Here is a 13456-nt window from a genome sequence, read left to right as displayed (position 1 = left end):
ATTGTGTTGGTTGTGTTGGTATTTCGGTCGGGTCAGCCAATATTGGCGTGGCGCTTCCACAGTTCTTCGGGCGTCTGGTCGCTGTTGCTCCGGAGCGCCTCGAACAATGCGTCGAAGGCAAGCAGCACCGACTGTTCGAACAGGCTGCCTGCGTACTGCTTGGTGACGGAACCGCTGTGATCCTGCTTGTCTGCCGCAGGAAGGATGAGGACGGCGTCGCCGAGCTGGGCGAGCTTGGACTCCCAGTTCGTGGTGACCGCGATGACCGAAGCACCGACCTTCTTCGCGGTCTCGGCTGCACCGACCACCGAAGCGGTGGTGCCCGATCCCGACACGGCGATCAGAACATCGCCCGAGTCGATGGCGGGGGCGGTGACTTCACCGGCGACGTGCGTGGGGAGGCCGAGATGCATCAGTCGCATCGCCGCCATCTGAATGGCGAGGCCACTGCGCCCGTTGCCGATCACGAACACCGACCGTGCACCGAGGACGACTGCGCCTGCGCGGTTCCACTGGTCTGCGTCGACGGAATTGAGAAGATTGCCGGTCTCGTCCAGGACGGTCTTACGGCTGTCGCTGAATCCGGAGTCTGTTTTCTCGACCGTGGTTGTCATGATCCTCCTCGTTGAGATCGGTTCTGGTCTGACCTCAAGAGTGCTGAATCCCGACCGGGTACACACCCCGTCGCACGGCGGGTCCGAGCTAACCGCTTGGCTAGTGGTGTGATGTGGATAACATGAACGGATGGTCAGCGTCGAAACACCGTCTCGTGTCAAGGTCGACTGGGTGGAGATGCGCAAAGTCATGCGGGGTCCACTTCCCGACATCGCAGCGCGCCTCTCCCGATTCCTGGGGCCCAAGTCGCACGACGCCCTGGTCATCTTCACTCGCGAATGCACCGGCCGGCCAAGGAAAGTGGCCGGCAACCGCGACATCGTCGACCGGGTGACCATCGACGAACTCGACGAGATCAAGCGCTCGATCACCCCCGGCGGTGCGCGCGACGACGTCTTGTTACTCGCCGGTTCGCAGCGCCGGATCTGGGCCGTACGCGACCCCGACGACACCTTGCTCGTGGTCGTTCCGCGCGCGTCGTCGAGCGATCCCGACCTGGCCGACCTGGCCGCCGTGTTCGGAATCGTGGCCACCGCGATCCAGCACCAGGTTGCCCAGGCAAGCCCCGACTATCTGGCCGAGTCACGCGCGGCGTCGAGCGAGCGCGCCCGCACCATCGCCGAATTGACGGAGGTACACGAGGCAACCCTGTCCTCCATGCTGCAGACTCTGCGGTCCAACGATCTCGACGATCGCCGCGCACGCATCACCGCCAGCGAGACCGCGTCGAACGCACTGATCACCCTGCGTTCGGCCGGCGCCGAGGATCGCGTTCATTCCGAGGAAGCGGTGACGACCGCCTTCGCCAAGCTGCAAGGCCAGCTGCGGCCGTTGCTCAGACACCGGGACGTCGTGGTCGATTTCGTCGACCCCCCAGCAGACGGTCGCCCGCTGCCCGGCGAGGTTGCGCACGCGGCGCGGGCAATGGTCCGCGCCATCGTGCTGGCGTTCGACGCGCAGACAGAACTGACGCGACTGAGAGTCGCATGGGACTGCGGGGGCGACAACGTGCTGATCGAGATCCGAGACGCAGGTCCGGGCACGGTGGACAGGAACGCCCTGATGCGCCAACTGTCCGGTCGACTCCAGACCTTGCGCGGCGACATCGAGGTCGAATCGATTCCGGGATGGGGAAGCCGGGTGGAGCTGATCATCCCTCTGGATCCACCCGCAGCTCGACCCGACGAGCATCTTCTGAACACCCTCAACCCCCGCGAACTCGAAGTGCTCGGGCACCTCGCGGTCGGCAAGCGCAACCTAGCGATCGCCGAGGAGCTCGGAATCAGCCAGAGCACCATCAAGTTTCACGTTGCCGGCGTACTGAAGAAGCTCGGAGTAGCCAACCGCGGCGAAGCAGCGGCAATCGGAATCCGCGCCGGAATCGTCTCCGGCGACGCAGCGACCTAGTGGGCCGTGCGCACCTGAACGGTGTGCGCCAACTCCTCGGGAATATCGAAACTGCTGTGGCCGGGCACCGTGACGACAACCGAGTAGACCGTCCGGAGGGCGATCACGTGGGCGTCGGGTACGACGCCCGCATCGCGCAGTTCTCCGATGATCTCCGGAAAGGACTGCAGGTGTTCTGCAAGGCGGCGCACGACAACCGGTACCGCCTCCCCGAGTGGCAGGTCGGTGAGCCTCACCAGCGTCTCCGGTGGCTCCACCGGGCGGTTGATCCCGAGTAGAGCGAGTCCGGGAATGGGGTTCCCGTACGGCGACGTGGTCGGGTTGTCGAGTATCTGCACCAGCCGCAGCTCGACTTCCTCACTCATGACGTGCTCCCACCGGCATGCCTCCGCATGTACCTCGCCCCAGTCGAGGCCGATCACGTCGACCAGAAGCCGTTCGGCCAGGCGGTGTTTGCGCATCACCGACACGGCCAGCGCGCGGCCCTTCTCCGTGAGCTCGAGGTGGCGGTCGCCGGCCACCTGGACGAGCCCGTCGCGCTCCATCCGCCCGACTGTCTGACTCACCGTCGGTCCGCTCTGATCGAGCCGTTCGGCAATACGTACACGGAGCGGGACCAGGCCCTCTTCCTCCAGGTCGTAGATCGTCCGCAAGTACATCTCAGTCGTGTCGACCAGGTCCTTCACACGCATCAGTGTCGTGGATCACATTCACGGGCGCACCAGTCCGGGCGGCCAGTACCTGCTCGCCGTCCGGTCAGGTGTGGGTGTTCCCGAACCGCCGTAGAAATGGAACCCGACGCACTCTACGAAAGCGTCCGACTCCAAAGACGAAGGCGGGCAACGTGACTATCGAACTAGGACTGGTGTACCCGGGAAAAATGGCCCGTAGCACCCGCAGTCGGCTCCGCGAACGCGGACTCGAGACGTTGGGGTACCCGTATGCAGCCGATTCCCTCGCCACACTGGTCGAGGCGTTGCCCAGCCCGCGAGCAGTGTGGGTACTGATGCCCGCCGGCCCATCGACCCGTCGGGTGATCGACGACCTGTCCCGCCTCCTGTCGCCCGGAGACCTCGTCGTCGACGGCGGCAATTCCGCGGGTACCGAGGGCGCAGATGTTCTGGCGCGGGGCGGTATTCGCCTTCTGGAGTGTGGCTTCTCGGATCGAGTGTGGGAACGACACGTCGGCTACGCACTGATGGCAGGAGACGGCGCCGTCGAGTGCGGGTCCATACCGACCTACCTCCAGCAGAACCGGACCCTGCCGGCCGACGACCTGATCATGGACATCCCCGCCGTGATGCGCGCCTGGTCCAAAGATACTGCGGCACAGTCGTGGTTGCTCGACCTGCTGGTGCACGCCCTGTCCGGGAACCTCGACCCCGTCACGACGTCGGGCTACGTCGAGCACCCGGGTGAAGGCATGTGGAGCGTGGACGAGGCCATCACACACGGTGTGTCGGCACCGGTCATCTCGGCAGCACTGTTCGCGCGATTCGCATCCCGCCTCAGTCACTCGCAAGCCATGAAGGCGGTCTCCGACCTACGGAATCGGCCTGATCAGAACCGAACTCGACTCGCACAACGAGTCGCGACGGTCTGAGAACTTCTCTTCTTTCCATCTCTACAATCAGAAAGCGACAACTCATCATGACTCTGAGCGCAACTCGAACGGACTCCGCAGCGGCGTGGTCCGAACTGGACACCAAGGCAGTCGACACCGCACGCGTGCTCGCCGCGGACGCCGTGGAGAAGGCGGGTAACGGCCATCCCGGAACCGCGATGAGCCTGGCGCCCCTGGCGTACAGCCTCTTTCAGCGGATCATGCGCCACGACCCGTCCGATCCCGACTGGGTCGGCCGCGACCGTTTCGTTCTCTCGTGCGGACATTCGTCCCTCACGCTCTACATCCAGCTGTACCTCTCCGGGTACGGACTCGAGCTCGACGACCTGAAGTCGTTGCGCCAGTGGGGCTCTCTGACCCCGGGACACCCCGAGGTGGGGCACACCCGCGGCGTCGAGATGACCACCGGACCGCTGGGCCAAGGCCTCTCGTCCGCCGTCGGCATGGCAATGGCCGCCCGCCGCGAGCGAGGACTGTTCGACCCCGAGCCCGCACCCGGCCAGAGCCCGTTCGACCACCACATCTACGTGATCGCCTCGGACGGCGACATCGAAGAAGGCGTCACCTCCGAGGCATCCTCGATCGCCGGCCTGCAGCAGTTGGGCAACCTGATCGTCTTCTACGACGACAACAAGATCTCCATCGAAGACGACACCGCTATCGCCCTGAGCGAAGACGTGTCGGCCCGCTACGCCGCGTACGGGTGGCACGTTCAGGTCGTCGAGGACGGCGAGAGCATCGACGCCATCCTGTCCGCCGCCGAGGCCGCGAAAGCAGAACTCGACCGGCCCTCGATCATCGTGCTTCGCACCGTCATCGGCTACCCCGCGCCGACCAAGATGAACACCGGCGGCGTGCACGGTGCCGCCCTGGGAGCGGACGAGGTCGCGGGTGTGAAAAAGGCTCTCGGCTTCGACCCCGAGAAGAGCTTCGACGTCGACCCCGACGTGCTGGCACACGCGCGGCAGATCGGCGACCGCGGCATCACCAGCCGGTCCGAGTGGCAGGGCGAGATGGACGCCTGGGCCACCCGCGCACCGGAAGGCTTCGCACTCTTCGAGCGCCTGCAGAGCCACACGCTTCCCAGCGGCTGGGCCGACGGTCTCCCCACCTACGAGGTCGGGTCGAAAGCCGTCGCCACTCGTAAGGCGTCGGGAGCCGCACTCAACGCGATCGCAGCGACGCTGCCCGAATTGTGGGGCGGCTCCGCCGATCTCGCGGGCAGCAACAACACGGTCATCGACGGAGCTGATTCCTTCGGACCGGCGACCATCTCCACCAAGGACTGGAGCGCCAACCCGTACGGACGGAACCTGCACTTCGGCATCCGTGAGCACGCGATGGGGTCGATCCTGAACGGCATCGCGCTGCACGGACCCACCCGTCCCTACGGCGGCACCTTCCTCGTGTTCAGCGACTACATGCGCCCGGCGGTGCGGCTCGCGGCCATCATGAACACCCCCGCCATCTACGTGTGGACCCACGACTCGATCGGTCTCGGCGAGGACGGCCCCACCCACCAGCCGATCGAGCACATCGCCTCGCTGCGCAACATTCCCAACGTCGCCGTCATCCGACCGGGTGACGCGAACGAGACCTCGCAGGCATGGCGCGCCGCGATCGAGCACACCACGGGACCGGTCGCACTTGCCCTGACCCGTCAGGACATTCCGATCCTCGAGGGCACCGCCGACAAGGCACAGGACGGCGTCGCACGCGGCGGATACGTCCTCGCCGAGGCGTCGACGGGCACCCCGGAGGTCGTGCTGATCGGCACGGGTTCGGAACTGCAGCTCGCCGTTGCCGCCCGCGAGACGCTCGAGGCCGACGGTGTGCCGACTCGGGTCGTGTCCATTCCGTGCCTCGACTGGTTCGAAGCACAGGACAAGAGCTACCGCGACTCGGTGATCCCGCCCGCGGTCAAGGCAAGGGTGTCGGTCGAAGCCGGCCTCGCCATCTCCTGGTACCGCCTGCTGGGCGACACCGGTGAAGCGGTCTCGCTCGAGCACTTCGGCGCATCCGCCAGTGCAGAAACACTTTTCCGCGAGTTCGGCATCACGGCCGAGGCCGTCACGGCCGCCGCGAAGCGCTCACTCGAAAATTCGAAGGGATAGAACATGACTCAGAACGCCAATCTCGAAAAGCTCGCCGCCGCAGGCGTGTCCGTGTGGCTCGACGATCTCTCCCGTGACCGCATCGAATCCGGCAATCTCGCCGAACTCGTCGCGACCAAGAGCATCGTCGGTGTCACCACCAACCCGTCCATCTTCCAGGCCGCTCTCAGCAAGGGCGACGTCTACGACGCGCAGGTCCGCGAACTCGCCGAGCGTGGGGCCGACGCAACGGACACCATCCGCACCGTGACCACCGACGACGTGCGCGCCGCGTGCGACGTCCTCGCCCCGCAGTTCGAGGCGAGCAACGGCGTCGACGGCCGAGTTTCCATCGAGGTCGACCCGCGCCTCGCGCACGACGCCGACAAAACCGTCGCACAGGGCATCGAACTGTGGAAGATCGTCGACCGTCCCAACTTGTTCATCAAGATCCCCGCCACCGAAGCCGGAATTCCGGCCATCGCCAAGGTGATCGGTGAGGGCATCAGCGTCAACGTGACGTTGATCTTCTCGGTGGAACGCTACGAACTGGTGATGGATGCCTACCTCGACGGGATCGAGGCTGCGAAGGCGGCCGGCCACGATCTGTCGAAGATCGAATCGGTGGCGTCGTTCTTCGTCTCCCGCGTCGACACCGAAATCGACGCGCGGCTCGACAAGATCGGTACCCCGGAGGCCTTGGAGCTGCGCGGCAAGGCAGCACTCGCCAACGCCCGCCTCGCATACGCGGCGTACGAGAAGATCTTCGAGCTGGCGCCCCGGTATCAGCAGCTGCTCCACGACGGTGCGCGTCCCCAGCGTCCACTGTGGGCCTCGACGGGCGTCAAGAACCCGGACTACCCCGACACCCTGTACGTGACGCAGCTCGTCGCCCGAAACACCGTGAACACGATGCCCGAGAAGACGCTCGACGCATTCGCCGATCACGGCACGCTCGAGGGTGACACCGTGTCCGGCACCGCCGTGGAGTCGCAGCAGGTCTTCGACAAGCTCTCCGCCGTCGGCATCGATCTCGACGACGTGTTCGCGGTCCTCGAGAAGGAAGGCGTCGACAAGTTCGAGGTCGCCTGGAACGAGCTCCTGGACGCCACCACGGAGCAGCTTCGTACCGCGACGTCGGCTCACTGACATGCGCGTGTACCTGGGAGCAGACCACGCCGGCTTCGAACGCAAGAACGCCATCGCCCAAGATCTGAAGATCAAGGGTTACCAGGTGATCGATTGCGGCGCACACAGTTTCGATCCTGACGACGACTACCCCGCGTTCTGTATCGACACTGCGCAACGAGTGCTGGCCGACGAGGGCAGCCTCGGTGTCGTGGTCGGCGGAAGCGGCAACGGCGAGCAGATGGCGGCGAACCTCGTCGACGGAGTGCGGTGCGCCCTCGCGTGGAACATCGACACCGCGCGGCTGGCACGCCAGCACAACAACGCTCGGCTGATCGGCGTCGGCGCGCGCATGCACACCCTCAGCGAGACCCTCGCGGTGGTGAACGCGTTCCTCACTTCGGAGTGGACGAAGGACGGGCGCCACCAGCGACGCATCGACATCATGAACGAGTTCGCGAGATCGGGACACGTTCCAGAAAGGACAGTCAGCAAATGACCACGTCACAGCAACCCTTGATCGTGCCCTCCGTGCTGCCCGCCGACTTCGCCCGTCTCGGTGACGAAGTCCGCGAGCTGTGCGAGGCCGGCGTCGACCGCATCCAGTGGGACGTCATGGACGGCGTCTTCGTCCCCAACCTCACGCTCGGACCCGACATCATTGCGGCGTGCAAGCCGCACAGCAGTGTCGGATTCGAAGCGCACCTCATGGTCGTCGAGCCGGACAAGCTGGTGAAGCGGTACATCGACGCGGGGTGCGAGGTGATCATCGTGCACGCCGAGGCCTGCACCCACCTGCACCGCACCCTCGCGAACATCCGCGATCTCGGCGCCCGCAGCGGCGTCGCGATCAACCCGCACACGCCGGTGGAGACGGTCGAGCACGTGCTCAGCGAGACCGACCTCATCCTCGCGATGACCGTCAACCCGGGGTTCGGGGGCCAGGCCTACATCCCGTCGGTCGAGCCGAAAGTCGCGCGCTTGCGCACGATGATCGACGAGTCCGGATTCCCCATCGAGATCGAGGTCGACGGCGGAATCACCGACGCCACCATCAAGGGAGCCTCCTCCGCCGGAGCCGACGTCTTCATCTCCGGCTCGTGGATGTACTCGTACAAGGACGGCAAGAAGGCAGCGGTCGACACGCTTCGCTCCAACGCAGTCGCCAGCGCTCAGGGCCGACTGGCGGCCTGACACCACCACAATCCGGCGTCGAGCGGTTCGTTCTCCGAACCGCTCGGCGCCGGATTTTCGTGTGGTGGGGTGGGATGTGTCGGCTTTCGCGAATCCGTTCCGGACGTACAACTTTCGACCATCTCCGACCCCGAATCGTTACGTTCGACCGGCTAACGACGCCGCATGGCCGACGGATATACCTCCTGACAGCCGACGTAGGAGGCCCCATGTTTCGCACGCTCGCTCTGACTGCCACCGCTGCCCTCGCCCTCACGTTGACCGCGTGCGGCGGGCAGGCCGATACTCCGCCCGATGCGGTAAGTACGTCGACAGCAGGTCAACCGGCCCCGACGAGCTCTCTCCCCACCCTGACCAGGACCAGTTCAGCTGCGCCGGCGACCGAGACCGTCACCGAGACCGCGTCTGCGCCCGATGCACCGATCACCGCCGTCGACCCGGCCACCTTCGACGACGGGAACGGCATCTCCTGGACCTCACCGTCAGGCAACATCGCGTGCAGGATCTCGTCCCTCGAATACGGGTCCGGCTGCCAAGCCGCCGACGCTCCGGTGCCTCCCGGTGCAAGCTGCACCAACCCGACGTTCACCGTCGACCAGCTCACCAAGGGCTATTTCATGAAGCAGTCGACCATCGAACCGGCATGCTTCAATCAGGGCGTGTTCTATTCACAAACACCGAAAGTGTTGCAGTACAACGAGTCCATCTCGATGAACACGTACACCTGCGTCTCTCGCGAGGACGGTATGACGTGTACGAACGACGGCGGTTTCGGTTTCCAACTGTCCGCTCAGGTGGCGCGGCTCTTCTGAGAAGCATGTCCTGCCGAGCGTCCCGGTCGTATCCTCGACGAAGATGACGAGACGAGGATCCTATGGACTTCACCTACGACGAAGAGCAGCTCGCCTTTCGTAAAGCGCTGCGCACCTTTGTCGAAAAGGAGATCGTCCCCGTCGCCAACGAGTGGGAGAAGACGGACCGCTATCCCACCGAGATCGTCGACCACATGAAGGCCATGGGCCTGTTCGGAATCACGACGCCCGAGTTGTACGGCGGTCTCGACCTGGACATGGTGTCCTTCACGCTGGTCTACGAGGAACTCGCGCGCGGGTGGATGGGCATCGCCGGCATTCTCGGCAGCCACAATCTGTCGTGCTGGATGATTTCCACACACGGGACCGACGAGCAGAAGACGACCTACCTCCCGAAGCTGGCAACAGGTGAGTGGCGCACCGGCATCGCTCTCACCGAACCCGGCGCGGGCACCGACCTGCAGGGCATCGCCACCACCGCCCGGCGCGACGGTGACCACTACGTCGTCAACGGTGCGAAGACGTGGATCACCAATGCCCGGCACGCGAATGTGCTTCCTACGCTGGTCAAAACCGGGACCACCACGCCCGCACACAAGGGCATGTCCGTGCTGCTGATCGACACCACCGCAGACGGTTTCGATGTTCGAAGCGACATGGGCAAGCTCGGCTACAAGGGCACCGAGTCCTGCGAGATCACGTTCGACAACGTGCGGGTCCCCGCCGACGCAGTCCTGGGCGGCGACGAGGGACACGGCCTGCAGCACGCACTCTCGGGACTCGTGATCGGGCGCCTGAACATTGCGGGCCGCAGCGTGGGCATTGCGCAAGCCGCCTACGACGCTGCGCTCGAGTACGCGAGGCAGCGGACTGCATTCGGCCAACCCATCGCCGAGTTTCAGGCCATTCAGCTCAAGATCGCGGACATGGCCACGCAGCTGCAGGCAGCGCGCCTGATGACATATTGGGCAGCGGCGCAGGCTGATTCGGGCAAGCGCGTCGACGTCGAGGCGGGGATGGCGAAGTACTTCGCGTCCGAGGCCGCCATCACCGCAAGCCTGGAGGCGATGCGGATCCACGGTGGATACGGCTACTCGACCGAGTTCGTCGTCGAGCGCCTCTACCGCGACGCCCCGCTCATGGCGATTGCCGAAGGCACGAACGACATCATGCGGACCATCATCGCGAAGGCGCTGGTTGCGGGTACCAGCGTTATCGGGTGAGCTCCGCGTTGGTCCACTCGTTGACGAACTCGAGCCCGCTGCGTACGAACAGCTGCGTCACCGGGCACCGGCGCTCGACCTCGGACACGAACGTCTCGAACGTCGCCTGGTCCGCATCGGTCTGCACCGTCGCCGCCACCGCAACCTTGTCGAAGTTGGAGTTGCCCTCGTCGCCGTTCACCAGAACCGCGGTGTCGAGATCGCCCTGAATTCGAAAGATGAACTCGCCGAGGGTAATTCCAAGGTCCTTGGCCACGAGGGCGGCCGTCACCTGGTTGCACGACGTCAACGCCCCGAGTGCGTAGAACAGCGGGCTCGGCGCCTCGTCCTTGCCGCCGAACGCAGGGTAGGCGTCGGTGTCGAACTCGTGTCCCGCGTCGCCCTCGGCGGAGAGATGCTGCGCGACACCGGTTCCTCTGGCGTCGAGGACGAACGGAACGACGGACGTGCGAATAGTGCTGGTAGTCATGGATTCAACGATGTTCTCTCGATGTCATCGACGGAACAGTTCGGCTCGAGCTGATTCGAAAGGCTCCGTAACGGCTCTTACCCCACCACCCCGGTAGTCGCGCCCGACGCCTATCTACAGGGCAACACCGTCTACTTCTCGTCCGGCGCTCTCAATTGCTCCATGACCCCCAACGGCGTCGTGGCCTGCGACATCCCGGACGGCCTGTTCCTCACCCAGATCCCGACCTCCCCCAAGGTCTACGACATCGCGATCGACGTCCCGTGGTTTCCCGCCCACCCGACGTTCGGCATCGGCGGACCGCGCGGCCACGGCGGCAGCAAGCAACTCGAAGGATCGATCACCTACGGCGGAGCCAACTGCCAGGTCGGCTTCAACAATTCCCTGACCTGCACATCCATGGGACATTCCTTCACCGCGTGGACGCCGTACCTGACCGTCAGCTGACCCCGGAATGGTCATGGGTACGTTCAGTACTCATGACCACCTCGCCGGAGCTCGCACGCGCTGCCTATAAGACGTTCGAGCGGTACCACATCACCGCGTACTTCAACCCCGACCTCACGCAGGCGGGGACGGACACCGGACTCGACGGACACGCCTGGTACGTCGGCTCGCGGGCGGCACCGATGGGTGCGTGCAGCCCCAGCGTCGTGGCTGCGGCGTTCTTCAACTTCAACCACAAGCTGGTCGAACGCTCCTGGCCCAAAGCACTCGAAGCCGGTCTCGACACCATCGCAGACCGCCGCTGGGCTGCGCTCGATCACGTCCTCGGCGACGCGCTCGGCCCCCTCGTCGACGAACCTCACCTCGTGGAGGTGGCAGACCGGCTGCGCGACATCGGCGACACCGCATCCTTCGCGGGTCGGCCACTGGCCGCCGCATGGCATTCCTCGGAACGCCCGGACGCACCCCACCTGAAACTCTGGCATTCCATTGCGGTGCTGCGGGAGTGGCGCGGTGACGGCCACCTGGCCGCACTCGTCGACGCCCAACTCGACCCGACCGAGGCCAACGTGTTCCACGAGGCCAAGCACCTCGATCCCGCGGTCCGCCGCGGCGGACTCGGTAAGCGCATCACCCAGTTGACACGGGAGTGGTCCGACGACGAATGGGCCTCTGCCGCAGACCGATTGGCGACGCGCGGGCTGCTGAGTATTACCGACGGCGCAGAAGCCTTGACCGCCGACGGCGTCACCCTCGATCAGCACATCGAGGACCGCACCGACATCATGGCCTCGGCCGTGTGGAACGACGTGCCCGACGCGGACGAGCTCATCACCAGCGTTCGGCCGTACGTGAAGGCCGTGATCGACGCCGGTTTCCTGCCGGGGACGAAGAAGAAATGACCCACAACTTCGACGACGCTCTCGCGCTGGAAAGCCTGGGAGACGGCAAGTATCGCGGGCGAACCTCCGCACCGTTCAACAACATGGTCGGGCCGTTCGGCGGACTGACCGCCGCACTGCTCGTTCGCGCGGTGGAGTTGCATCCGGATCGTCACGGCGACCCGTTGACCGTCACGGTGAACTTCGCCGGCCCCATCGCCGAGGGCGACTTCGAGATCTCCACGCGCGCAGTGCGTACCAATCGCAGCAACCAGCACTGGTACCTCGAATTGCACCAGAACGGAACGATCGCGACGACGGCCACCGCCGTGTTCGGCACCCGCCGCGATACCTGGGATTCCGACGAGGCCGTGCGACCGGACGTTCCAGGACCCGACGGTATCGACCCGATCGACTTCCCGACGATGATCGCGTGGGCCGCGAACTACGAGATGCGGTATCTGGCAGGTGCACTCACGGAGACCGAAGCCGTTGATTCCGTTGGTCAGGTGTGGATCAGGGACAGGCCGCCGCGTCCGCTGGACTTCGCGTCGCTGACGTCGTTGAGTGACACGTTCTACCCCCGCGTCTTCCAGCGACGCGGAAAGTACCTGTCCGCCGGGACGATCTCGCTGACCGTCCACTTCTTCGCGACCGCCGAGGACCTCGCCGCTCAGGGTGATGATTTTCTCCTGGCCACCGCCCACGCACGACGGTTTCATCGCGGGTACCACGACCAGACAGCCGAATTATGGAGTACCGCAGGCACTCTCCTCGCCACCGGACACCAGCTGGTGTACTACAAGGACTGATGTATCGTGACCGCGGTGTAGTCGCCGGCGAGTTCGCTTGCCTGCGCCAGTGTCTCGCCGTACGGCGACACGATCAACGAGGTGCCCGCGGTCCGGTCGTACCCTCCGCCGGTCGGTCCCGCGAAACTGGCCATAGCGACGTACGCGTCGCAGCGAGAGGCGATGTCGGTTGCTCGGCGACGTTGCTCCGCGAGTTCCGACCGATGATGGACCACGCCACACGCATAGACGTCGACGTCCAGAGCTGCTGTGGCATCGATGTGTTCGTCGACTCCGGTGTCCTTGCAGACGCCCAAGCCGAATCGCCACCCGTCGATCTCGATGGCCGTGGCACCGGGGCCGGCCTCGAAGTGCGCCTTCTCGTCCTCGGCGAGGAACGACTTTCGGTAGGCGACGCTGACACCGTCCGAGTCGACTCTCAGTACTGCGATGGCTCGCTGTCCGTTGTGCACGATCGGAGCTCCCACCAACGCGCACGTCACGACCGCTCTGCAGGCGAGAACGAGCTCGTTCAATCTGTCGAGGTTCACTGGATCGGCGTCGAGGCGGTAACCGGTCAGCGACATCTCGGGGAAGACCATCACGTCGGCTCGTGCCGCGAGTACGAGCGCCGCGTGTGCGCTGACCGACGCCGTCAGATCCGTCCCGACCAGCGGTTGCCCGACGGCGATGCGCATCGACTCCATCTCCGCATCCTCGCACGCACGGTCATTCGAACGTAGGACAGACAGCTCGTCGGGGCTCGTGCTCT

15 protein-coding genes are annotated in these 13456 nt (G+C 65.1%); 11 read left to right on the top strand and 4 right to left on the bottom strand.

The genetic code is table 11. The features are described from left to right. Positions 1–32: 32 nt before the first annotated feature. On the bottom strand, positions 33–614 hold the full coding sequence (gene hxlB, locus IEW02_RS06060; protein WP_188543730.1) for a 6-phospho-3-hexuloisomerase: 582 nt from the start codon (positions 612–614) through the stop codon (positions 33–35). Between the two features lie 178 nt (positions 615–792). On the opposite strand from hxlB, the gene IEW02_RS06055 reads away from it, so the two are divergent. Next, positions 793–2022 carry a helix-turn-helix transcriptional regulator gene (locus tag IEW02_RS06055; RefSeq protein WP_188544049.1) on the top strand — a complete coding sequence of 410 codons (1230 nt, stop codon included), beginning with the start codon at positions 793–795 and terminating at the stop codon, positions 2020–2022. Here IEW02_RS06055 and IEW02_RS06050 read toward each other — a convergent pair. Continuing rightward, positions 2019–2708, bottom strand: a complete 690-nt coding sequence (locus IEW02_RS06050) for an iron-dependent transcriptional repressor DtxR (protein WP_188543729.1) — start codon at positions 2706–2708, stop codon at positions 2019–2021. The two genes, IEW02_RS06055 and IEW02_RS06050, sit on opposite strands and share 4 nt — an antisense overlap. A 164-nt stretch (positions 2709–2872) precedes the next feature. On the opposite strand from IEW02_RS06050, the gene IEW02_RS06045 reads away from it, so the two are divergent. The 7 genes from IEW02_RS06045 to IEW02_RS06015 all read left to right on the top strand — a co-directional run bounded on the left by IEW02_RS06045 (position 2873) and on the right by IEW02_RS06015 (position 10096). Beyond that, complete coding sequence (locus tag IEW02_RS06045; protein ID WP_188544047.1) at positions 2873–3625, top strand: NAD(P)-binding domain-containing protein; 753 nt, start codon at positions 2873–2875, stop codon at positions 3623–3625. A 47-nt stretch (positions 3626–3672) separates the two neighbouring features. Beyond that, complete coding sequence (gene tkt / locus IEW02_RS06040) at positions 3673–5760, top strand: transketolase (protein WP_188543728.1); 2088 nt, start codon at positions 3673–3675, stop codon at positions 5758–5760. 3 nt (positions 5761–5763) lie between these two features. Beyond that, positions 5764–6888, top strand: a complete 1125-nt coding sequence (tal, locus tag IEW02_RS06035) for a transaldolase (protein ID WP_188543727.1) — start codon at positions 5764–5766, stop codon at positions 6886–6888. 1 nt (position 6889) lies between these two features. Then, positions 6890–7366 (top strand): ribose-5-phosphate isomerase, encoded by a 477-nt coding sequence (locus IEW02_RS06030; RefSeq protein WP_188543726.1) that lies wholly within the window; start codon positions 6890–6892, stop codon positions 7364–7366. Continuing rightward, positions 7363–8061, top strand: coding sequence for a ribulose-phosphate 3-epimerase (gene rpe, locus IEW02_RS06025; protein ID WP_188543725.1), 699 nt, complete (start codon positions 7363–7365; stop codon positions 8059–8061). The genes IEW02_RS06030 and rpe overlap by 4 nt, the downstream gene beginning before the upstream one ends. A gap of 209 nt (positions 8062–8270) precedes the next feature. Then, the gene (locus IEW02_RS06020) at positions 8271–8873 is read left to right on the top strand and encodes a hypothetical protein (RefSeq protein ID WP_188543724.1); all 603 of its coding nucleotides are present in this window, start codon (positions 8271–8273) and stop codon (positions 8871–8873) included. A gap of 62 nt (positions 8874–8935) precedes the next feature. Beyond that, positions 8936–10096, top strand: a complete 1161-nt coding sequence (locus tag IEW02_RS06015) for an acyl-CoA dehydrogenase family protein (protein WP_188543723.1) — start codon at positions 8936–8938, stop codon at positions 10094–10096. On the opposite strand, the gene IEW02_RS06010 is transcribed toward IEW02_RS06015, so the two are convergent. Next, a complete protein-coding gene (locus tag IEW02_RS06010; protein ID WP_188543722.1) occupies positions 10086–10565 on the bottom strand; it encodes an OsmC family protein in 480 nt (159 codons plus the stop codon). The genes IEW02_RS06015 and IEW02_RS06010 overlap by 11 nt on opposite strands. A 162-nt stretch (positions 10566–10727) precedes the next feature. Here IEW02_RS06010 and IEW02_RS06005 point away from each other — a divergent pair, with 162 nt between their 5' ends. The 3 genes from IEW02_RS06005 to IEW02_RS05995 are packed head-to-tail and all read left to right on the top strand — an operon-like array spanning position 10728 to position 12705. Next, on the top strand, positions 10728–11012 hold the full coding sequence (locus tag IEW02_RS06005) for a hypothetical protein (RefSeq protein WP_188543721.1): 285 nt from the start codon (positions 10728–10730) through the stop codon (positions 11010–11012). 32 nt (positions 11013–11044) lie between these two features. Then, positions 11045–11914 carry an SCO6745 family protein gene (locus IEW02_RS06000; protein WP_188543720.1) on the top strand — a complete coding sequence of 290 codons (870 nt, stop codon included), beginning with the start codon at positions 11045–11047 and terminating at the stop codon, positions 11912–11914. Then, the gene (locus IEW02_RS05995) at positions 11911–12705 is read left to right on the top strand and encodes an acyl-CoA thioesterase (RefSeq protein WP_188543719.1); all 795 of its coding nucleotides are present in this window, start codon (positions 11911–11913) and stop codon (positions 12703–12705) included. The genes IEW02_RS06000 and IEW02_RS05995 overlap by 4 nt, the downstream gene beginning before the upstream one ends. Here the strand turns inward: IEW02_RS05995 and IEW02_RS05990 are convergent. Next, positions 12693–13391, bottom strand: coding sequence for a carbon-nitrogen hydrolase family protein (locus tag IEW02_RS05990; RefSeq protein WP_188543718.1), 699 nt, complete (start codon positions 13389–13391; stop codon positions 12693–12695). The two genes, IEW02_RS05995 and IEW02_RS05990, sit on opposite strands and share 13 nt — an antisense overlap. Positions 13392–13456 lie beyond the last annotated feature (65 nt).

The sequence above is a fragment of the Rhodococcoides trifolii genome, assembly GCF_014635345.1.
Taxonomy (GTDB): Bacteria; Actinomycetota; Actinomycetes; order Mycobacteriales; family Mycobacteriaceae; genus Rhodococcoides; species Rhodococcoides trifolii.
Note: the sequence above shows the minus strand (reverse complement) of the source record. Positions and strands in the feature narration are given on the sequence as shown.